This window comes from Nocardioides caldifontis, from assembly GCF_008087345.1.
In the GTDB taxonomy this organism is placed as follows: Bacteria; Actinomycetota; Actinomycetes; order Propionibacteriales; family Nocardioidaceae; genus Marmoricola_A; species Marmoricola_A caldifontis.
In genome coordinates this window covers 544386-563022 of record NZ_ML701736.1, presented here as the reverse complement: position 1 = coordinate 563022, position 18637 = coordinate 544386, and the positions used below count along the sequence as shown (strand labels likewise).

The 18637-nt window shown below is 71.6% G+C and carries 16 protein-coding genes; 10 read left to right on the top strand and 6 right to left on the bottom strand.

Translation table 11 applies throughout. From position 1 onward, the window contains the following. Positions 1 to 27 precede the first annotated feature (27 nt). The 3 genes from FIP57_RS05460 (at position 28) to FIP57_RS05450 (ending at position 2631) form a co-directional block, all read left to right on the top strand. Entirely contained in the window at positions 28 to 822 is a 795-nt protein-coding gene (locus FIP57_RS05460) for a histidine phosphatase family protein (RefSeq protein WP_148572477.1), read from the top strand. Next, positions 815 to 1699, top strand: a complete 885-nt coding sequence (locus FIP57_RS05455) for an NAD(P)H-hydrate dehydratase (protein ID WP_148572476.1) — start codon at positions 815 to 817, stop codon at positions 1697 to 1699. The genes FIP57_RS05460 and FIP57_RS05455 overlap by 8 nt, the downstream gene beginning before the upstream one ends. A 74-nt stretch (positions 1700 to 1773) precedes the next feature. Next, positions 1774 to 2631, top strand: coding sequence for a methylenetetrahydrofolate reductase (locus tag FIP57_RS05450; RefSeq protein ID WP_148572475.1), 858 nt, complete (start codon positions 1774 to 1776; stop codon positions 2629 to 2631). On the opposite strand, the gene FIP57_RS05445 is transcribed toward FIP57_RS05450, so the two are convergent. From FIP57_RS05445 to FIP57_RS05425, 5 genes are read right to left on the bottom strand one after another with little or no spacing between them, the layout of a single operon-like run. Next, positions 2621 to 3310: a DUF1638 domain-containing protein gene (locus FIP57_RS05445; RefSeq protein WP_148572474.1), complete on the bottom strand. Its 690-nt coding sequence runs from the start codon at positions 3308 to 3310 to the stop codon at positions 2621 to 2623. The genes FIP57_RS05450 and FIP57_RS05445 overlap by 11 nt on opposite strands. Beyond that, positions 3243 to 5159 carry an ASKHA domain-containing protein gene (locus tag FIP57_RS05440; RefSeq protein ID WP_203231068.1) on the bottom strand — a complete coding sequence of 639 codons (1917 nt, stop codon included), beginning with the start codon at positions 5157 to 5159 and terminating at the stop codon, positions 3243 to 3245. Before FIP57_RS05440 ends, FIP57_RS05445 begins: the two co-directional genes overlap by 68 nt. Positions 5160 to 5161: 2 nt before the next feature. After that, on the bottom strand, positions 5162 to 6037 hold the full coding sequence (locus FIP57_RS05435; protein WP_148572473.1) for a dihydropteroate synthase: 876 nt from the start codon (positions 6035 to 6037) through the stop codon (positions 5162 to 5164). Further along, positions 6034 to 6699 (bottom strand): corrinoid protein, encoded by a 666-nt coding sequence (locus tag FIP57_RS05430; protein ID WP_148572472.1) that lies wholly within the window; start codon positions 6697 to 6699, stop codon positions 6034 to 6036. Before FIP57_RS05430 ends, FIP57_RS05435 begins: the two co-directional genes overlap by 4 nt. Next, entirely contained in the window at positions 6696 to 7472 is a 777-nt protein-coding gene (locus tag FIP57_RS05425; protein ID WP_203231067.1) for an IclR family transcriptional regulator, read from the bottom strand. Before FIP57_RS05425 ends, FIP57_RS05430 begins: the two co-directional genes overlap by 4 nt. A gap of 109 nt (positions 7473 to 7581) precedes the next feature. On the opposite strand from FIP57_RS05425, the gene FIP57_RS05420 reads away from it, so the two are divergent. Next, the gene (locus tag FIP57_RS05420) at positions 7582 to 9021 is read left to right on the top strand and encodes a trimethylamine methyltransferase family protein (protein WP_148572470.1); all 1440 of its coding nucleotides are present in this window, start codon (positions 7582 to 7584) and stop codon (positions 9019 to 9021) included. Between the two features lie 341 nt (positions 9022 to 9362). Here FIP57_RS05420 and purU read toward each other — a convergent pair whose 3' ends face one another. Beyond that, entirely contained in the window at positions 9363 to 10229 is an 867-nt protein-coding gene (gene purU / locus FIP57_RS05415; protein WP_238993295.1) for a formyltetrahydrofolate deformylase, read from the bottom strand. 77 nt (positions 10230 to 10306) lie between these two features. Between purU and FIP57_RS05410 the strand changes: the two genes are divergently transcribed. The 6 genes from FIP57_RS05410 (at position 10307) to FIP57_RS05385 (ending at position 18543) form a co-directional block, all read left to right on the top strand. Continuing rightward, positions 10307 to 11095, top strand: coding sequence for an IclR family transcriptional regulator (locus FIP57_RS05410; RefSeq protein ID WP_148572468.1), 789 nt, complete (start codon positions 10307 to 10309; stop codon positions 11093 to 11095). Between the two features lie 156 nt (positions 11096 to 11251). Continuing rightward, the gene (locus FIP57_RS05405) at positions 11252 to 12721 is read left to right on the top strand and encodes an aldehyde dehydrogenase family protein (protein WP_148572467.1); all 1470 of its coding nucleotides are present in this window, start codon (positions 11252 to 11254) and stop codon (positions 12719 to 12721) included. A 13-nt stretch (positions 12722 to 12734) separates the two neighbouring features. Then, the gene (gene betA / locus FIP57_RS05400; protein WP_148572466.1) at positions 12735 to 14426 is read left to right on the top strand and encodes a choline dehydrogenase; all 1692 of its coding nucleotides are present in this window, start codon (positions 12735 to 12737) and stop codon (positions 14424 to 14426) included. Then, positions 14423 to 15496 carry a quaternary amine ABC transporter ATP-binding protein gene (locus tag FIP57_RS05395; RefSeq protein ID WP_148572465.1) on the top strand — a complete coding sequence of 358 codons (1074 nt, stop codon included), beginning with the start codon at positions 14423 to 14425 and terminating at the stop codon, positions 15494 to 15496. Before betA ends, FIP57_RS05395 begins: the two co-directional genes overlap by 4 nt. After that, positions 15496 to 17472, top strand: coding sequence for an ABC transporter permease (locus FIP57_RS05390; RefSeq protein ID WP_148572464.1), 1977 nt, complete (start codon positions 15496 to 15498; stop codon positions 17470 to 17472). The genes FIP57_RS05395 and FIP57_RS05390 overlap by 1 nt, the downstream gene beginning before the upstream one ends. Before the next feature lie 87 nt (positions 17473 to 17559). Then, on the top strand, positions 17560 to 18543 hold the full coding sequence (locus FIP57_RS05385; protein WP_148572463.1) for an ABC transporter substrate-binding protein: 984 nt from the start codon (positions 17560 to 17562) through the stop codon (positions 18541 to 18543). The last annotated feature ends 94 nt before the right edge of the window (positions 18544 to 18637 follow it).

The window sequence follows — 18637 nt, the reverse complement described above, 5'->3', positions numbered from 1 at the left end:
GACCGACCGTCACCGTGGGAGGGCCCCATGACGCTGTCCAAGCTGCTCGACGCCCGTCGCGGCCCTGCCGAGCTGGTGCTCGTGCGGCACGGCGAGAGCGCGGGCAACGTCGCCGACGCGGAGGCCCGCGACCGCGGTGCGGACCGGCTCGAGCTGTCGGCACGCGACGCCGACGTCGAGCTCACCGACAACGGCAGGCGCCAGGCGGAGGCCGTCGGGGACTGGCTGGCAGGGGCGGACGAGGACGCGCGCCCGACGATCGTGCTGTCGTCGCCCTACCGGCGGGCCTCGGAGACCGCCGAGCTGGCCGTGCGCGGGCTCGACGTGGAGCGGCTGCTCGACGAACGGCTCCGCGAGCGCGACCTCGGGGTGTTCGACGGGCTCACCGGCGCGGGGATCCGGGCGGAGTACCCCGAGGAGGCCGAGCGCCGCACGAAGCTCGGCAAGTTCTACTACCAGCCGCCGTCGGGGGAGAGCTGGGCCGACGTCGTGCTCCGGGTCCGTTCGCTCCTGTCCGACCTGCGTGAGGGGTTCGACGGCGCACGGGTGTGGCTGTTCACGCACCAGGCGGTGATCATGAGCTTCCGCTACGTGCTCGAGGGGCTCACCGAGCAGGAGCTGCTCGAGATCGACGGCGAGACGCAGATCGGCAACGCCTCGATGACCTGCTACCGCCGCGGCGACGACGGCTACGAGCTCGTCGCGTTCGCGGACACCACCGCCGTCGGCAGGGCCGACGCCGACGTCACCCACGAGGAGCACCACTCGGGCCGAGGCACGGCCGGCGACGAGCGCGCCGCGGAAGGCGCCGGTCGTGGCTGAGCCCGCTCCGACGCCCGTCACCGAGCCGTTGCTGCGCGACTGGGCGCTGCCCGCTCCGGGGGACGACAAGCACGCCCGAGGCACGGTCCTCGTCGTCGGCGGCAGCGCGCAGACGCCCGGCGCCGTCCTGCTCGCGGGGGAGGCCGCGCTGCGCGCGGGCGGCGGCAAGCTGCGCATCGCCACGGAGGCGTCGGCCTGCGCACCCGTCGCCGTCGCGGCCCCGGAGAGCCGGGTGCTCCCGCTCCCGGGCGAGGGCGAGGACGGCGCGCTCGGCAGCCGCGCGGCGTCGGCGGTCGTGCGGGAAACCGGGAGCGCCGAGGTCGTGCTGCTCGGCCCCGGGCTCGTCGACGTGGACCACGCGCTGGCGTTCATGGAAGGCGTCGTGCCGGAGCTCGAGGGCCGCGTCGTCGTCGACGCGCTCGGCTCGGTCTTCGTCACCCACCACCCCGACGGGCTCGCGCACCTCGACGGCTGCGTCCTGACCGTCAATCCCACCGAGCTCTCCCGGATCCTGGACCGCGACGAGGACGAGGTGGAGCGCGACCCGGCGCGCGCCGCGTCGGACGCGGCGCGGCGCACCGGTGCCGTCGTGCTCTGCGGAGGTACGTCGAAGTGGACGGCCGCCCCGGACGGGCGGTGCTGGGTCGCGGACGTCGGTGGACCGGGGCTCGGGGTCTCCGGCTCGGGCGACACCCAGGCGGGGATCGTGGCCGGGCTGGTGGCACGCGGCGCCGACCCGGTCCAGGCGGCGGTGTGGGGCGGCTACCTGCACGGGCGCGCCGGCGAGGTGCTGGCTCAGGAGGTCGGTGCCGTCGGGTTCCTGGCCCGGGAGGTGCCCGGGCGCGTGCCGGCGCTGCTGACCGCCCTCTCGGACTAGGTCGTCCGGTCCGTTGCTGACGGGCGAGCCGCGGGGCTACGCTGCATTGTGCGTATCACGAACCAGGTTGCGTCATGCGAAACAAAGCCCACGCGGCCGTCCTGAGCCGGCTCGTCGCCTCGGCGCGGTTCGAGGTGCTGCCGACGCCGAGCGTCGAGGAGAAGGTGCTCGAGCACGTCCCGCTGCGGCGCACCGTCACGGTCACGGCGTCCCCGGCGAAGGGACTCGAGACCACCGTCGAGCTCACCGAGCGGCTCTCCCGCCAGGGGTACGACGTCGTCCCGCACCTCGCGGCGCGGATGGTGCGCGACCGCGCCGAGCTCAGCGAGCTCTGCGACCGGCTGCTGGCGGCCGACGTGACGACCGTCTTCGTCCCGGGCGGTGACCAGGACCCGCCCGCGGGGAAGTACCACGCGGCTCTCGACCTGCTCGAGGACCTCACCGAGCTCGGGCGCCCCTTCCCAGAGGTCGGGATCACCGGCTACCCCGAGTCGCACCCCACGATCAGCGACGACCTGACCGTGCAGTCGATGTGGGACAAGCGGCGCCACGCCACGCACATCGTCAGCAACCTCAACTTCGACCCGGGCACCATCCAGACCTGGCTGAACCGGATGCGCAGCCGCGGCATCACCCTGCCGGTGCTCGTCGGTGCTCCCGGCCCGGTGGAGCGCGCCAAGCTGCTCGCGATGGCCACGCGCATCGGTGTGGGAGACTCGACGCGTTTCCTCATGAAGCACAAGAAGATGTTCGCCAGGCTCGCGGCGCCTGGCGGTTACACCGGGGAGCAGTTCCTCGAGCGGTGCGCGAAGACGATGGCCCGGCCCGAGTCGAACGTGACCGGGCTGCACCTGTACACCTTCAACCAGATCGCTGAGACCGAGCGGTGGTGCCGGGAGTTCCAGGAGCGGCTGGCGCCCGTCACCCAGTGACGACACCGGTGGCTGCGGCATCGCGCAGGAGCTGCTCGACGGCCTCCTCGAGCAGCGTCTGACCGGTGTCGACCACCTCGAGCGGCAGCCCGATCCGCTCCGCCGCGCGCTCGGCGAGCGCCCGCAGCTCGGCGTCGGGGTGCTGGGCGAGCCAGACCACGCGGCGGTAGTGCGCGAAGTAGTCGTCGCGCAGCTCGGGGTGGCGGTCGAGGCCGAGCTCGGCGACGACGGTGCGGTCGAACGACCTCACCAGGAAGTCGGTGAGCACGTAGGTGCCGGGCTCCTGGTCCAGGAGCTCCCGCATCCGCTCGGCGCCGGCGTACAGGTCGTAGCAGTGGAGCCCGGTCAGCCGGCTCCACCCGCGCCGGGTGCAGAGCGCGTCGAGGGCGCCGTACGTGCCGCAGTCGGCGTACCCGACCGCGACCGCCGCGTAGCGCTCCTCGAGCTCGTCGGCCAGCTCCTCGACCCGCTCCGCGATCAGCCCAGGACGGTTGTGGAGCAGGGGCGGCAGCGGGTGCACGTCGAGCGGCCAGCCACGCCGTGCCGCGACCTCCGCGCACGGCTGGGCGATCGCGCCGCAGGCGACCAGCGCGACGCGGGAGGCCGCCTGCTCAGCCCGGGAAGGCGAGGAGCTCGACGAAGCGGTCGTTGAAGTCGGCACGGTCGGAGAGCTCGACATAGCTCACCTCCTCCAGCAGGGCGAGGGCGCCGGCGCGCTCCTGCACGCTGAGCAGGCTCATCTTCGCCCCCTCGCCGGCGACGTTGCCGGCCGAGACGATGCGGAGCACGGGCAGCTTCGGCACCAGCCCGATGCGTACGGCGGCCGCGGGGGAGAGGTAGCTCCCGAAGGACCCGGCGAGCAGGACCTGCTGCACGTCGCCGTGCTCGAGGCCGAGCTGCTCGAGGAGCAGCGTCCACCCCGTCGAGATCGCGGCCTTGGCGAACTGCAGCTCGCGGACGTCCCGCTGCGAGAGGTAGACCGACTCCTCCGGGGGCGCCTCCGGGTGCGGTCGGTGGAGCACGAAGACCCGCTCCTGCCCGATGGCGGTGAGCCGGTCGGCGAGGCTGGGCACGAGCTCCGCGGCCCGGTCGTCGGGGACGAAGCGCCCCGAGCCGTCGAGCAGCCCGACCCGGCACAGCTCGGCGACCGCGTCGACGAGCCCCGAGCCGCAGAGCCCCTGCGGCTCCTTGTCGCCGATCACCTGGAGCTCGACGTCGTCGCCGAGCTTCACGACCTCGATCGCGCCGTCGGCGGCCCGCATGCCGCAGCGGATCGCGCCGCCCTCGAAGGCCGGCCCGGCGGGGGCCGCGGTGGCCAGGATCGTCTCGCCGTCGCTGAGGACGATCTCGCAGTTGGTGCCGACGTCGATGAAGAGCCGGACCCGCTTGTCGCGGTCCATCCCGGTCGCGAGCATCCCGGCGACGATGTCGCCGCCGACGTAGGCGCCGAGGGCCGGGAGGACGAACGCCCGCGCCCGCGGGTGCAGGGCGAGGCCGAGGTCGGCGGCGAGCAGCGTCGGCACGGTGGCCGTGGACATCACGAACGGCGCCACGCCGAGCGGCTCGGGGTCGATGCCCAGCGCCAGCGCGGCCATCGTCGCGTTGCCGGCGAGCGCCACCTCGTGGACCTCGGTCGGGGGCACGCCCGCCTCGTCGCACACCTCGCGGGCCAGCTCGCGGAGCGTCTCCTGGGCGAGGTCGCGGAGCCGGGGGAGCGCGTCGGGGTCGAGCATCGTCGCGCTGATCCGGCTGATCACGTCGCCGCCGAACGGCTGCTGCTTGTTGAGCATGGACGCCACCGCGACCGGCGTGCCGGTGGTGACGTCGAGGAGCGTGGCGACGACGGTGGTCGTGCCGAGGTCGTAGGCGAGCGCCAGCTGACGCCCTGTGGTGTCGCCCGGCTCGACGTCGACCAGTGCGTCGTCCACGACGACCGCGGTGACCTTGAAGTCGGCCTCCCGCAGCACCTTCGGCAACCGCTGCAGGGCGTAGAGGTCGGCGGTGAGCTCGAGGTCGTCCATCGCGTCGAGCAGCCGGTCGAGGTCGGGGCGCTGGTCCGACAGCGTCGCCTCGTCGAGCTCGACGTAGCGCTTCTTGACCGCAGGCCGCAGGATCACCTGCCGCCCGACGCCGACGGTCGCGGCCTTCGGTCGGGTGGTGAGCGGGGGCACGTCGACCGCGAGGTCGGCGGTCGCCTGCGCGAGGCAGGCCAGCCGCCAGCCGTTGCGTAGCTGCTCGGGCGTGAACGCGCGCACGTCGAGGCGGGAGACCGGGACCGTGCCGTCGACGACCTGCACCTTGCACTTCTTGCAGGTGCCGTGCCCGCCGCAGGTCGAGTCGATCGCGATGCCGTTCCAGCTGGCCGCGTCGAACACCGTCACGCCGGGAGGCACCTTCACCTCGCGGCCCGACGGCGCGAACGACAGCCGCACCCGACCGGTGCCGTCGTGGGCGGCGGAGGGCTCCGGGGAGAGCGGGGCCGCCCCGCGCCCCGGGGGGTCCGGCACGGCCGCCGCCGACTCGCTCACGGTCACCCCGCCACGGCTGCCTGACGTGCGCGGTGGGCCGTGATCCAGCTGCCGCCCCACTCGTCGTGGCCGAGCAGGAGGTCCGCGGCCTTCACCGCCGTGACGATCTGGGGCGTGCGGACGTCCATGATCGCGCTGGTCAGCCCGGCCTGCATCGCCATGGGCAGGAACGCCGCCCCCAGGGAGTGCCGGTCGGGCATCCCGAAGGAGACGTTGGACGCGCCGCAGGTCATGTTCAGCCCGTGCTCGTCACGGATCCGCCGCATGGTCTCGAACGCCGTGAGCGCGGTCGTCGTGTCCGCACCGATCGGCATCGCGAGCGGGTCGATGACGATGTCGCCCTTGGCGATGCCGTACTCCCCGGTCGCCACGTCGACGACGTGCTGCACGAGCTCGAGGCGGCGGTCGGCCTCCATCGGGATCTCGTCGGCGTCGTTCGGCAGCGCGATGATCGCGGCGTCGTACTTCTTGACCAGCGGGAGGATCAGCTCCATCCGGTCGTCCTCGGCGGTGACCGAGTTGACCAGCGCGCGCCCCTCGTAGGCCTGGAGCCCGGCCTCCAGCGCCTCGACCACCGAGGAGTCGATGCAGATCGGCAGGTCGGTGAGCCCCTGCACCATCCGGATCGCCTTGGCCAGCAGGTCGGGCTCGTCGGTCAGCGGCACCCCCATGTTGACGTCGAGGACGTCGGCGCCGCCCTCGACCTGGGCGCGCACGTCACGCTCGATCGCAGACATGTCGCCGTTGCGGAGCTGCTCCTGGAAGATCCGGCGGCCCGTCGGGTTGATCCGCTCGCCGATGAGGCAGAACCGGCGCCCGTGGCCGATCACCACCTCCTTGCTCGCGGAGCGGAGGACGGTCTCGTGCTTCTCGGTCATGCGGAGACCAGCGCCCTCTTCTGCTCCAGCAGCTCCTTGGCCCGCTTCACGGTCGCCGAGGCGTCCGGTGCGTAGCCGTCGGCGCCGACCGCGTCGGCGTACTCCTGGGTGACGGGGGCGCCGCCCACCATCACGATGACGTCGTCGCGGATGCCGGCCTTCTGCAGGGCGTTCATGTTCGCCTTGAACATCGGCATGGTCGTCGTGAGGAACGCCGAGAAGCCGACGATGTCGGGCTGGTGCTCCTGGATCTTCTCGACGAACTTCTCCGGCGCCACCTGGACGCCGAGGTCGATGACCTCGAAGCCGGCGCCCTCGAGCATGATGTTGACCAGGTTCTTGCCGATGTCGTGGACGTCGCCCTTGACCGTGCCCATGAGGAAGGTGCCGATCGTCTGCACGCCGGTCTCGGCGAGCAGCGGGCGGAGCACCTCCATCGAGCCGGCCATCGCCCGGCCGGCGATGAGCATCTCGGGGACGAAGAAGTCACCGCGCTCGAACCGCGCGCCGACCTCCTCCAGCGAGGGGATCAGGGCGTCGAACAGGAGCGACTGCGGCTCCATGCCCAGCCCCAGGGCCTCGTGGGTCAGCTCCAGCACGCGAGGCCCGTTGCCGACGAGCGTCTCGTCGTACAGCCCCTGCAGGATCTCCTCCGGTGTCATGCCGCTCCCTCCTTGTGCAAGCCACGCAGCAGCCCCGACAGGTCGTCGGCCTGCTCGATCAGAAGTCGCCCGACGGTGTCGAGCCGGTCCTCGAGGCGGGCGGTCGGCCCGGAGACACCGAGCGCGGCGAAGACCTCGCCGTCGCGCCCGGTGACCGGGGCGGCGACCGCGGCCAGCCCCACCTCGAGCTCGTCGACCGCCACGGCGTAGCCGCGCGTGCGGGTCTCGACGAGCTGGCGCTCGATGCGGCGCAGGTCGGTGACGGTGTGCTCGGTGAACTGCTCCAGCGGCCGCTCCGGCATCCGCAGCCGGCCGAACGCCAGCAACACCTTGCCCAGCGCGCTGGTGTGGTCCGGGACGTGCGTGTCGGTCCAGTCCCGCGTGCCGAGCAGGTAGTGAGAGTCGACCTGGGCGACGTGGAGGACGGTGCCGCCCTGGGCGCCGCCGAGGTGGGCGGTCTCGCCGGTCTCGTCCCGCAGCCGCTCCAGGTAGGGCATCGCGACGCGCGCGACCTCCTGCCAGCGGTCGTGGCGGGCGGCGTGGAGCGCGAAGAGCGAGCCGGCGAGGTAGGCCCCCTCGGCGTCGCGACGGAGCAGGTCGGTGCGCTCGAGCGCGGCGAGCAGCCGCGACGTCGTCGACCGCGCGAGCCCGCTGGCCTCGCTGATCTCGGTGAACGTCAGGGGCTCGTCGGCGAGCACGACCATCGACAGCAGCGCGCACGCCCGGTCGACCGCTTGGGTCCCGGGGACTGCCGTCTTGAGGTTCTGTGCCACGAAGCTCCTCGAGGTGTTGCTGGGTGCTGGCGTGTCTTCCATGATGTGGAACCTGACTCCCACATGATGAGGCTAGGATGCCGCAGAACCCCGGTCAAGGAGGCGCAAGATGTTCCGCAACACGATGCCGCGCTACGAGGTCCTCTCCGCCGACGCGATGGCCCAGCTCGACAAGGGGTGGCGACGCCTGGTCACCGAGATCGGCGTGGAGTTCATGAGCGAGAAGGCGCTCGAGCTCTTCCGGTCGGCGGGGCAGAAGGTCGAGGAGAACACCGTCTTCCTCGACCCCGACTTCGTGCTGGAGCAGGTGGCCAAGGCGCCGCGCGAGTTCGACGTCCAGGCCCGCAACCCCGCCCACAACATCCACATCGGCGGCGACTCGATGGCGTTCGGCTCGGTCTACGGGCCGCCCTTCGTCCGTGAGGGCGAGGTGCGCCGCGACGCGACGATGGACGACTTCCGCCGGTTCACGATGCTGTCGCAGTCCTTCGACGTGCTCGACTCCGCCGGCGGCGTGATCTGCGAGCCCAACGACACCCCGCTCGACTCGCGGCACCTCGACATGACGCTGGCGCTCATGACGCTGACCGACAAGGTCTACATGGGCAACGTCGTCTCGGGGGTGAACGCCCGCGACACGATCGCCATGGGGGAGATCCTCTTCGGCGGCCGCGCCGCCATCGAGGAGACGCCGGTCTCGATCTCGCTGATCAACTGCAACTCGCCGCTGCGGTGGGACGACCGGATGCTCGACGCGCTGTTCGAGTACGCCGCGGCCGGCCAGCCGTGCGTGCTCACCCCGTTCCTGCTCATGGGCGCGATGTCGCCGGTCACCATCCCGGCGGCGTTGGTGCAGCAGATCGCCGAGGCACTCTCCGGCATCGCGCTGGCGCAGCTGATCCGGCCGGGGTGCCCGGTGATCTTCGGGTCGTTCCTGTCGAACATCGACATGCAGTCCGGCTCCCCGACGTTCGGCACCCCCGAGTCCGGGCTCGGCTTGTTGTGCACCGGACAGATTGCCCGGCACTTCGGGCTGCCCTTCCGGTCCGGTGGTGCGCTCACCTCGTCGCAGGTGCCCGACGCGCAGGCCGGCTACGAGGCGCTGATGACGATGCTGCCGACCTTCCTGGCCGGGGCGAACTGGGTCATGCACTCCGCGGGGTGGCTCGAGGGCGGCCTCGTGGCGGGGTTCGAGAAGTTCATCGTCGACGTCGAGATCCTGCAGATGCTCCAGGCGGAGTTCACCCCGCTCGAGATCGACGAGGCGTCGTTGGCCTTCGACGCCCACCAGGAGGTCGGCCACGGCGGGCACTTCCTCGGGGCGATGCACACGATGGAGCGGTTCCGCACCTGCTTCTACCGGCCCATGCTCTCCTCGTCGGAGAACTACGAGCGGTGGATGCGCAACGGCGGCGTCGACGCGGCCGGCCGGGCGAAGAAGATCTACCAGCAGCGGCTCGAGGAGTACGAGCAGCCGACGCTCGACGACGCCGTCCGCCAGGAGCTCGAGGAGTACGTCGTCCGGCGCAGGGCCGAGCTGGGCGACTGACGCCGAGTCGTCGCATCTTCACGCGTATCCCCCGCCGAGTCGTCGCATCTTCACGGTCGACCGCGCCGAGCGGTCGAGGTCGTCAGCCGCCGCGCCGGCGTACGACCTGGATGCGGTCGGCCCTGTCGTGAAACGACTGGCGCCGCGGGTCTGCCAGCGGCGCCACCAGTCGCAGAGCCGGTCGCCGTCAGCCGTGGCGTGCCTGACGCCCCTGCCGACCACCGGGCCGACGAGCTTCCCCTGAGCTCGACTCGCCTGCGTCGGCGCGCTCGTCCGTGAAGATGCGACGACTCGGCGGGGGAGGCGCGTGAAGATGCGACGACTCGGCGGGGGAGGGGCGGTCAGCGGAAGACGACGGTGCGGGAGCCGTTGAGGAGCACCCGGCTCTCGGAGTGCCAGCGGACCGCCCGCGAGAGCACCTGTGCCTCGACGTCGCGGCCGGCCGACACCAGCTGGGCGGCGTCGAAGCGGTGGTCGACGCGCACCACGTCCTGCTCGATGATCGGCCCCTCGTCGAGGTCGGCGGTGACGTAGTGCGCGGTCGCGCCGACGAGCTTCACCCCCCGCTCGAACGCCTGGTGGTAGGGCTTGGCGCCCTTGAAGCTCGGCAGGAACGAGTGGTGGATGTTGATCGCCCGGCCGGCGAGCGCGTCGCACGCCTCGTCGGAGAGCACCTGCATGTAGCGGGCCAGCACCACGAGGTCCACGTCGAGCTCGTCGACCATGGTGAGCAGCTCCGCCTCGGCCTCGGCCTTGGTGTCCGGGGTCACCGGGAGGTGGTGGAAGTCGACGTCGTACGACGCGGCGAGCGGTGCGCAGTCCATGTGGTTGGAGACGACGCCGGCGACGTCGATCTGGAGGTCGCCGTTGCGCCACCGGAAGAGCAGGTCGTTGAGGCAGTGGGAGAACTTCGAGACCAGGATCAGCGTGCGGTACGGCGCGGCGGCCTCCCACAGCTCCCAGGTCATCGAGAACTCCGCGGCCCGGTCCGCGAACGCGGTGCGCAGCCCCTCGAGGCTCGCCGGGGGCGGGGCCACGAACTGCACCCGCATGAAGAAGCGGTCCTCGTCGAGGTCGTCGAACTGCTGGGACTCGAGGATGTTCCCGCCGTGCTCGACGAGGAAGCCGCTGACCGCGTGCACGATGCCCGGCCGGTCCGGGCAGATGATGGTGAGCACGTAGCTGTGCGGCGGCAGCGTCCGGTTCAAGGCAACTTCCTTCCGTCTGTTGCGTGTGGCGCCTCGTGGGCCTGTCATGCGCAACGCCCACACGCTAGCGTTGCGTCATGGGGAACACCACCGAGGCGGTCGGCGGCGTGCAGTCGGTGGACCGGGCGCTGACGGTGCTGTCCATCCTCGCGCGGGTCGGCGAGGCCGGCGTCACCGAGATCGCCGCGGAGCTCGGCGTGCACAAGAGCACGGCCTTCCGGCTGGTGACCACCCTCGAGGGCCACGAGCTCGTGCAGCAGACCGAGGACCGCGGGAAGTACCGCCTCGGCATGGGGCTGGTCCGGCTCGCCGGCGCCAGCACCGCGCGGCTCGACGTGGTGCAGGAGGCGCGGCCGGTGTGCCGGCGGCTCGCGGCCGAGTGCGGCGAGACGGTGAACATCGCGGTGCTGGCCGACCATGCGGCGCTCTACGTCGACCAGGTCACCGGCGGCTCGGGGCTGCAGTCCCACAACTGGGTCGGCCAGCACATCCCGCTGCACGCCACCTCCAACGGCAAGGTGCTCCTCTGCGAGCTCGAGGCGGACGAGGTCGACCGGTTGGTCGAGACGCTGCCGGCGTACACCGAGCACACGATCACGGCGCGGCGGACGCTCCACCGCCAGCTCGCCACCGTGCGGGCGCAGGGGTTCGCCGTCGCCACCGACGAGCTGGAGCTCGGGCTGACCGCGATCGCGGCGCCGTTGCGCAGCGCGCACGGCGACGTCGTCGCGTCGATGAGCATCTCAGGGCCCACCCTGCGGCTTCCGGAGCGCCGGGTCGAGGAGCTGGTCCCCGTGCTGGTCGACGCCGCGGACGAGGTCTCCCACCGGCTCGGGTGGCACCGCCAGGCCGCTGTCGGCGGCTAGCGCGGACGGCCGAGAGCCGGCGACGGTACCCGCGGGCAGCGAACGCATTCACAACGAGGGCGTAACGGTCCTTGACCCGACGGCTCCGCCCCACAATGCTGTTGCGTCAGGCAAACGTCGTTGCGCGTTGCGCAACGCCCTGACGTGAGGAGCCCCGTGCCCACGTTGTACGTGAAGGGGGAGTGGATCTCCGCTCGCGAGGGCGGCTCACGGACCATCCTGTGCCCGGCCGACGGGTCGTTCGTGGGAGAGGTCGACGAGGCCGGGCCCGAGGACACCGCCCGGGCCATCGCGGCCGCGCGCGAGGCGTTCGACGCCGGCACCTGGTCGTCGAGCTCGACGCTGGAGCGCGGCCGGCTGCTGCACCGCGTCGCCGACCTGCTCGAGCGCGACAAGGCCGACGTCGCCCGGGCAGAAAGCCTGGACACCGGGAAGCGGTTCGTCGAGAGCGAGTACGACGTCGACGACGTGGTCGGCGTCTTCCGGCACTACGGCAACATCGCCGCCGAGGACACCGGGCGGGTCGTCGACACCGGCCGCCCCGACGTGGTGAGCCGGGTCGTCCACGAGCCCGTCGGCGTCTGCGCGCTGATCACGCCGTGGAACTACCCGCTGCTGCAGACCTCGTGGAAGGTGGCGCCCGCGCTCGCCGCCGGCAACACCTTCGTGCTGAAGCCCAGCGAGCTGACCCCGCACACCGCCATCCACCTGATGCGGATCCTCGAGGAGGCCGGGCTCCCCGCCGGCGTCGGCAACCTGGTGCTCGGGGCCGGGGCCCAGGCGGGTGCGCCGCTGTCCGAGGACCCGCGCGTCGACCTGGTGTCGTTCACCGGCGGCCTCGAGACCGGCAAGCGGATCATGGCCGCGGCGAGCAGCACGGTGAAGAAGATCGCGCTCGAGCTCGGCGGCAAGAACCCCAACGTCGTCTTCGCCGACGCCGACCTCGAGGTCGCCCTCGACTTCGCGCTGACCGCCGTCTTCCTGCACTCCGGCCAGGTCTGCTCGGCCGGTGCGCGGCTGGTCATCGAGGAGAGCGTGCGCACGGAGTTCGTCGACGAGCTGGTCGCGCGCGCCTCCCGCATCCGGCTCGGCGGCCCCTTCGACGAGGAGGCCGAGACCGGCCCGCTCATCTCCGCCGCCCACCGCGACAAGGTCGAGAAGTACGTCGCGCTCGGGCTCGAGGAAGGCGCGGAGCTGCGCTGCGGTGGCCGGCGCCCCGACGACCCGCGGCTGGCCGACGGGTTCTACTACCCGCCGACGGTGCTCGACCGGTGTGACACCTCGATGTCGGTGGTGCACGACGAGTCGTTCGGGCCGGTGCTCACCGTCGAGGGGTTCACCGGCGAGGACCAGGCCGTCGAGACCGCCAACGACAGCATCTACGGCCTCGCCGGCGCGGTGTGGACGAGGGACGCCGGCCGCGCCGAGCGGGTCGCCGGGCGGCTGCGGATGGGCACCGTGTGGATCAACGACTTCCACCCCTACGTGCCGCAGGCCGAGTGGGGCGGCTACAAGCAGTCGGGGATCGGGCGCGAGCTCGGCCTCGCCGGGCTCGACGAGTACCGCGAGACCAAGCACGTCTGGCACAACGTGCGCCCGGCGGTGCAGCAGTGGTTCCGGGGCTGAGGGAGGCGGGCGGATGGTCGACAGCGGGCGCAGCTATGACTTCGTGATCGTGGGGGGCGGCAGCGCCGGCTGTGCGCTGGCGAACCGGCTGAGCGCCGATCCCTCCACGAGCGTCCTGGTGCTCGAGGCGGGGCGCTCGGACGTCAGGCTCGACCCGTTCATCCACATGCCGGCCGCGCTGCCCTACCCGATCGGCAACCGCCTCTACGACTGGAAGTACGAGTCGGAGCCCGAGCCCTACATGGGCGGCCGCCGCGTCTACCACGCCCGCGGCAAGGTGCTCGGCGGCAGCAGCAGCATCAACGGGATGATCTTCCAGCGGGGCAACCCGATGGACTACGAGCGGTGGGCCGCCGACAAGGGCATGGAGTCGTGGGACTACGCCCACTGCCTGCCCTACTTCAAGCGGATGGAGACCTGCCTCGCCGGCGCCGACGCCTGGCGCGGGGGTAGCGGGCCGCTGGTGCTCGAGCGCGGCCCCGCGACGAGCCCGCTGTTCGGGGCCTTCTTCGAGGCCGTCCAGCAGGCCGGCTACCCCCTGACCAACGACGTCAACGGCTACCGCCAGGAGGGGTTCGCGCCGTTCGACCGCAACGTGCACAAGGGGCGTCGGCTCAGCGCGGCCCGCGCGTACCTCCACCCGGTGCGGCACCGGAAGAACCTCCGCGTCGAGACCCTGGCGACGGTCACCGGGCTGGTCACCGAAGGCAACCGCGTCACCGGCGTCGACTACCACCGGGCAGGCCGCGGCGCCCGCCGCGTCCGGGCCGGCGAGGTCATCCTCTGCGGCGGCGCGATCGGCTCCCCCCAGCTGCTGCTCCTCGCCGGGATCGGACCGAAGGAGCACCTCGAGCAGCTCGGCATCCCCGTCGTCGCCGACCTGCCCGGTGTCGGCAGCAACCTCCAGGACCACCTCGAGGTCTACATCCAGTACGCCAGCAAGCAGCCGGTCTCCATCGGGCCGTGGCTCAAGCACCGGCACAAGCCGCGGATCGGTGCCGAGTGGCTCTTCCTGCGCCGCGGGGTGGGGGCGAGCAACCACTTCGAGGCCGGCGGCTTCATCCGCTCCAACGACGAGGTCGACTACCCGAACCTCATGTTCCACTTCCTCCCGATCGCGATCCGGTACGACGGGTCGCGGCCGGCGTCCGACCACGGCTACCAGGTGCACATCGGCCCGATGTACTCCGACGTCCGGGGGACGCTCCGGCTCAAGAGCCGCGACCCGCGCCAGCACCCGGCCCTGCAGTTCAACTACCTCTCGACCGAGAACGACCGTCGCGAGTGGATCGAGATGGTGCGCGCCGCGCGCCACATCCTCAACCAGCCGGCGTTCGACGTCTTCAATGCCGGTGAGCTCTCGCCGGGGCCGAGCGTCGAGACCGACGAGGAGATCCTCGACTGGGTCGCCAAGGACGCCGAGACGGCCCTCCACCCCTCCTGCACCGCCAAGATGGGCGTCGACGACCAGGCGGTGCTCGACCCGGAGTCGATGCGGGTGCACGGCGTCGAGGGGCTGCGGGTCGTCGACGCCTCCGCGATGCCCTACATCACGAACGGCAACATCTACGCCCCGGTGATGATGCTGGCCGAGAAGTCGGCCGACCTGATCCTCGGGAACACGCCACTGCCTCCGCTCGACGTGCCGTACTACCGCCACCGCGACGGCATGCCGCTGGAGCCGCCCTCCGGAGTCTCGCCATGACCCAGACCGTCCCGCCCACCACCCCTGTCGCCACCGAGAGGGTCGCGGGGGACCCGGCCCTGTCCGTGCAAGGGCTCTGGAAGATCTTCGGCCCGCGCGCGGAGCGGATCATCGGCACTCCCGACGCCGAGCTCAGCCGCGCGGAGCTGAAGAGGAAGACCGGCTGCGTGGTCGGCGTGAAGGACGTCTCCTTCGACGTGGCGCCCGGCGAGGTCTTCGTCGTCATGGGGCTCTCGGGCTCGGGGAAGTCGACGCTCGTGCGGATGCTGACCCGGCTGATCGAGCCGACGGCGGGCACCGTGGAGATCGGCGGGCAGGACATCACCAAGGCCCCGGACAGCCGGCTGCGCGAGCTGCGCCGCAAGCACGTCTCGATGGTCTTCCAGCACTTCGGGCTGCTGCCGCACCGCAAGGTCGTCGACAACGTGTCCTACGGGCTGGAGATCCGCGGCGAGAAGAAGGCCGCCCGCCGCGAGCGGGCGATGCGGATGATCGAGCTGGTGGGGCTCAGCGGCTACGACCAGTCCTACCCCGACCAGCTCTCCGGCGGCATGCAGCAGCGCGTCGGGCTCGCCCGGGCCCTCGCCAACGACCCGGAGCTGCTCCTCTTCGACGAGCCGTTCTCCGCGCTCGACCCGCTGATCCGGCGGGACATGCAGAACGAGGTCGTGCGGCTCCACCGCGAGCTCGGCAAGACGATGGTCTTCATCACCCACGACCTGCAGGAGGCGCTGAAGCTCGGCGACCGGATCCTGATCATGCGCGACGGACAGATCGTGCAGGTGGGCCGCCCCGACGAGGTGGTCGCCAGGCCCGCCGACGACTACGTGCGCGAGTTCGTCAGCGACGTGCCGAAGTCCCACGTGCTCACGCTGCGCTGGGTGATGCGGCCGGTCGACGACCAGGTCGCCCCCGACACGCCCGTCCTGCCCTGCGACACGGTCGTCCGCGAGGCCGCCCGGGTCGTGCTCGACCACAACGGCCCCGTGCTCGTCGCCGAGGGCGACCGCGTGGTCGGGATGGTCGACGACGACGACATCCTGCGCGTCGTCGTGGCGGAAGAACGCTGATGGCCACCGCCACGGTGGCCCGCCCGGTCGAACCCGGTGCGGCGCCCCCGCCCCCTCCCGAGCCGCGTCGCGTCCCCCGCTGGGTATGGGCGCTGGTGGTGCTCGGGCTCTGGATCCTGGTGTGGAGCTTCACGCGCGGCGACGACACGCTGTTCGTCTCCGGCACCGAGCAGACCGACCTGCACGAGCGCATCACCGACATCGCCGACGGCCTGGGCGGCAGCGCGATCACCGGGGTGATCGCCGACGGGATCAACGCGATCGTCGAGACCCTGCAGGGGCTGATCTCCACGCCGGAGGCGCCGCGTCCCGCCCCGCAGATCGGCTGGTTGGGCGTCGTGGCGATCGCGACGTGGGTCGGCTACGCGGTGGCGAGCTGGCGCATCGCGCTGCTCGTCGCGGCGTCCTTCGTCTCCTTCGGGCTCTTCGGGTTCTGGGAAGACTCGATGGACCTGCTGATCGTGACGCTCGTGTCGGTGTTCTTCGCGGTGCTCATCGGGTTCCCGGTGGCGATCGCGATCGGGCTGAGCCGGACCGCGAGCCGCATCGTGACGCCGGTCCTCGACCTGCTGCAGACGATGCCGACCTTCGTCTACCTGATGTTCGTCTTCATCCTGTTCGGCATCGGGGCGCCCAACGCCGTGGTCTGCACGGTTGCCTACGCGCTGCCGCCGATCGTGCGCATCGCCGGCTTCGGCATCAGGGACGTGTCGCCGGCGGCGATCGAGGCCACCGACTCGTTGGGCCAGACGACCTGGCAGCGGCTGTGGAAGGTGCAGGTCCCGATGGCCCGCCGGACGATCATCCTCGGGCTGAACCAGACGATCCTCGCCGCGCTGTCGATCGCGATCATCGCCGGCTACGTCAACGGCCCGGGCCTCGGCAAGCCGGTGCTCTCGGCCCTGACCCAAAACAATTTCGGCGCCGGCCTGGTCCCCGGTCTCCTGATCGTCGTCATGGGGATCATGCTCGACCGCACCACGACGGCCGCCAGCGAGCGGTCCGAGCGGGTGGCGCGGGGCGGCGGGGAGGACCCGCGGCGCCGCCGCATCGTCCTCGGGTCGCTGCTCGTCCCGGTGGCGGTCGCGGTCTGGTACTCCCGCTACGCCATCGACGCTGCGGTGTTTCCGAGCAACGACCTCGCCAGCTCGGTCGCCTCCCGGGCCAACGACTGGATGGAGTCGATCACCTCGGCGCTGGACGGTCCGTCCGGTGCGTTCAAGGACGCGGTGACGTACGGGCTGCTGAACCCGCTGCAGTCGCTGCTCGCCGAGTCGCCGTGGTGGCTCGCCTACGCCGGGCTGCTCGCACTGAGCCTGGTCGTCGGCGGGCTCCGCGCGCTGGTGCCCGCGGTCGTCGGCCTCACCGGGATCTACCTGCTCGACCTGTGGAACGACACGATGGTCGTGCTCAACATGACGATCGTCGCGACGGCGCTCGTCATGGTCCTCGCCCTGGTGTTCGGCGTCTGGATGGCGAGGAGCCGCCGGGTCGACCTGATCGTCCGGCCGACGCTCGACGCGGGGCAGACGATCCCCGCCTTCGTCTACCTGATCCCGGTGCTCGCGCTCTTCGGGCCGACCCGGTTCACCGCGATCGTGGCCGGCATCATCTACGCCGCCCCGGCCGCCATCAAGCTCGTCGCCGACGGCGTGCGCGGCGTCGGCGAGACGGTCGTCGAGGCCGGACGCTCCACCGGGTCGACGACCTGGCAGGAGATCACCAAGGTCCAGCTGCCGATGGCCAAGGGCTCGCTGGTGCTGGCGACCAACCAGGGGCTGCTCTACGTGCTCGCGATGGTGGTCATCGGCGGGCTGGTCGGTGCCGGCGCCCTGGGCTACGACGTGGTGTACGCGCTGGCGCACGCCGACTACGCCGGCAAGGGCGCCGCCGCCGGCTTCTCGATCGTCCTCCTCGGCATCCTCATCGACCGGGTCATGCGTGCGGCAGCGGACCGCGCGGGACCGGGCAGGTGAGGCCGTGGCTGGTCAGCACAGGACGCGTCGCGCTTCGCGGCACGTGGGAGGTCGCGCGAGCGACTCGAGGGAAATGGAGTGAAGACAATGCTGGATCCGATCAAGCGACGCGCGGGGCTGTCCGCTCTCGCGGCGGCGGCCTTGCTGGCGTTGACGGCGTGCGGCGGGGGCTCTGTGTCCGAGCAGACCGAGGCCAACGAGGAGCAGGCGGCCGCCGCCGGCGGTGACTGCGGCGAGTTCAACATCCTCGTCCACCCGTGGGTGGGCTACACCGCCGACGCCTACGTGGTGGGCCACGTGGCCGAGGAGGAGCTCGGCTGCACCGTGAACTACGTCGAGCTGAAGGAAGGCGGGCCGTCGTACCAGGCGCTCGCCTCCGGCGACGGCGACGTCATCCTGGAGGAGTGGTCGCACCAGGCCGAGCTCGAGGCGGCCGTCGCCGACGGCACCGCCGTCGACCTCGGCTCGATGGGCGCGGTCGGCATCATCGGCTGGTACGTCCCCGGCTGGCTCGCCGAGGAGCACCCGGAGGTCCTCAACTGGGAGAACCTCAACGACTTCGCCGACGAGTTCCGCACCTCGGAGTCGGGCAACCAGGGGCAGTTCCTCGGCTCCGACCCGACCTACACCCAGTACGACGAGGCGATCATCAAGAACCTGGGGCTGAACTTCAAGGTGGTCTTCTCCGGCGGTGAGACCGCGACGGTCGAGGCCTTCGAGAAGGCGCAGAAGAACAAGGAGTGGCTGCTCGGCTACTTCTGGGAGCCGCACTACATCCACGCGGAGATCCCGTTCGCCCGGGTCGAGCTGCCGCCCTACGAGGAGGGCTGCGACAAGAACAAGGCCGAGGTCGACTGCGACTACGCCGAGACCGAGCTGAAGAAGGTCGCGTCCAAGGAGTTCATGGACTCCGGGTCGCCGGCCGCCTCGCTGGTCGAGAAGTGGACGCTGTCGAACGAGGACCAGAACCAGATCGCGGCGTACATCACCGCCGACGGGATGAGCCCCGAGGACGCGGCGGCCAAGTGGGTCGAGGACAACCCCGACAAGGTCGAGGCCTGGCTCGGCTGACCCGGTCTCCGTCCCGCTCCATGTGCCGAGTCGTGGGCGCGGGACGGGGGTGTGGGGGCCCCTCCGCGGGGGGGCGGGGGGGGGTGTGGGGCGC

Coding starts and splice junctions, on each gene's coding strand:
- FIP57_RS05460 (WP_148572477.1), top strand. CDS start 28: ATGACGCTGTCCAAGCTGCTCGACGCCCGTCGCGGCCCTGCCGAGCTG.
- FIP57_RS05450 (WP_148572475.1), top strand. CDS start 1,774: ATGCGAAACAAAGCCCACGCGGCCGTCCTGAGCCGGCTCGTCGCCTCG.
- FIP57_RS05445 (WP_148572474.1), bottom strand. CDS start 3,310: ATGTCGAGCTCTCCGACCGTGCCGACTTCAACGACCGCTTCGTCGAGC.
- FIP57_RS05435 (WP_148572473.1), bottom strand. CDS start 6,037: ATGACCGAGAAGCACGAGACCGTCCTCCGCTCCGCGAGCAAGGAGGTG.
- FIP57_RS05430 (WP_148572472.1), bottom strand. CDS start 6,699: ATGACACCGGAGGAGATCCTGCAGGGGCTGTACGACGAGACGCTCGTC.
- FIP57_RS05420 (WP_148572470.1), top strand. CDS start 7,582: ATGTTCCGCAACACGATGCCGCGCTACGAGGTCCTCTCCGCCGACGCG.
- FIP57_RS05410 (WP_148572468.1), top strand. CDS start 10,307: ATGGGGAACACCACCGAGGCGGTCGGCGGCGTGCAGTCGGTGGACCGG.
- betA (WP_148572466.1), top strand. CDS start 12,735: ATGGTCGACAGCGGGCGCAGCTATGACTTCGTGATCGTGGGGGGCGGC.
- FIP57_RS05395 (WP_148572465.1), top strand. CDS start 14,423: ATGACCCAGACCGTCCCGCCCACCACCCCTGTCGCCACCGAGAGGGTC.
- FIP57_RS05390 (WP_148572464.1), top strand. CDS start 15,496: ATGGCCACCGCCACGGTGGCCCGCCCGGTCGAACCCGGTGCGGCGCCC.
- FIP57_RS05385 (WP_148572463.1), top strand. CDS start 17,560: ATGCTGGATCCGATCAAGCGACGCGCGGGGCTGTCCGCTCTCGCGGCG.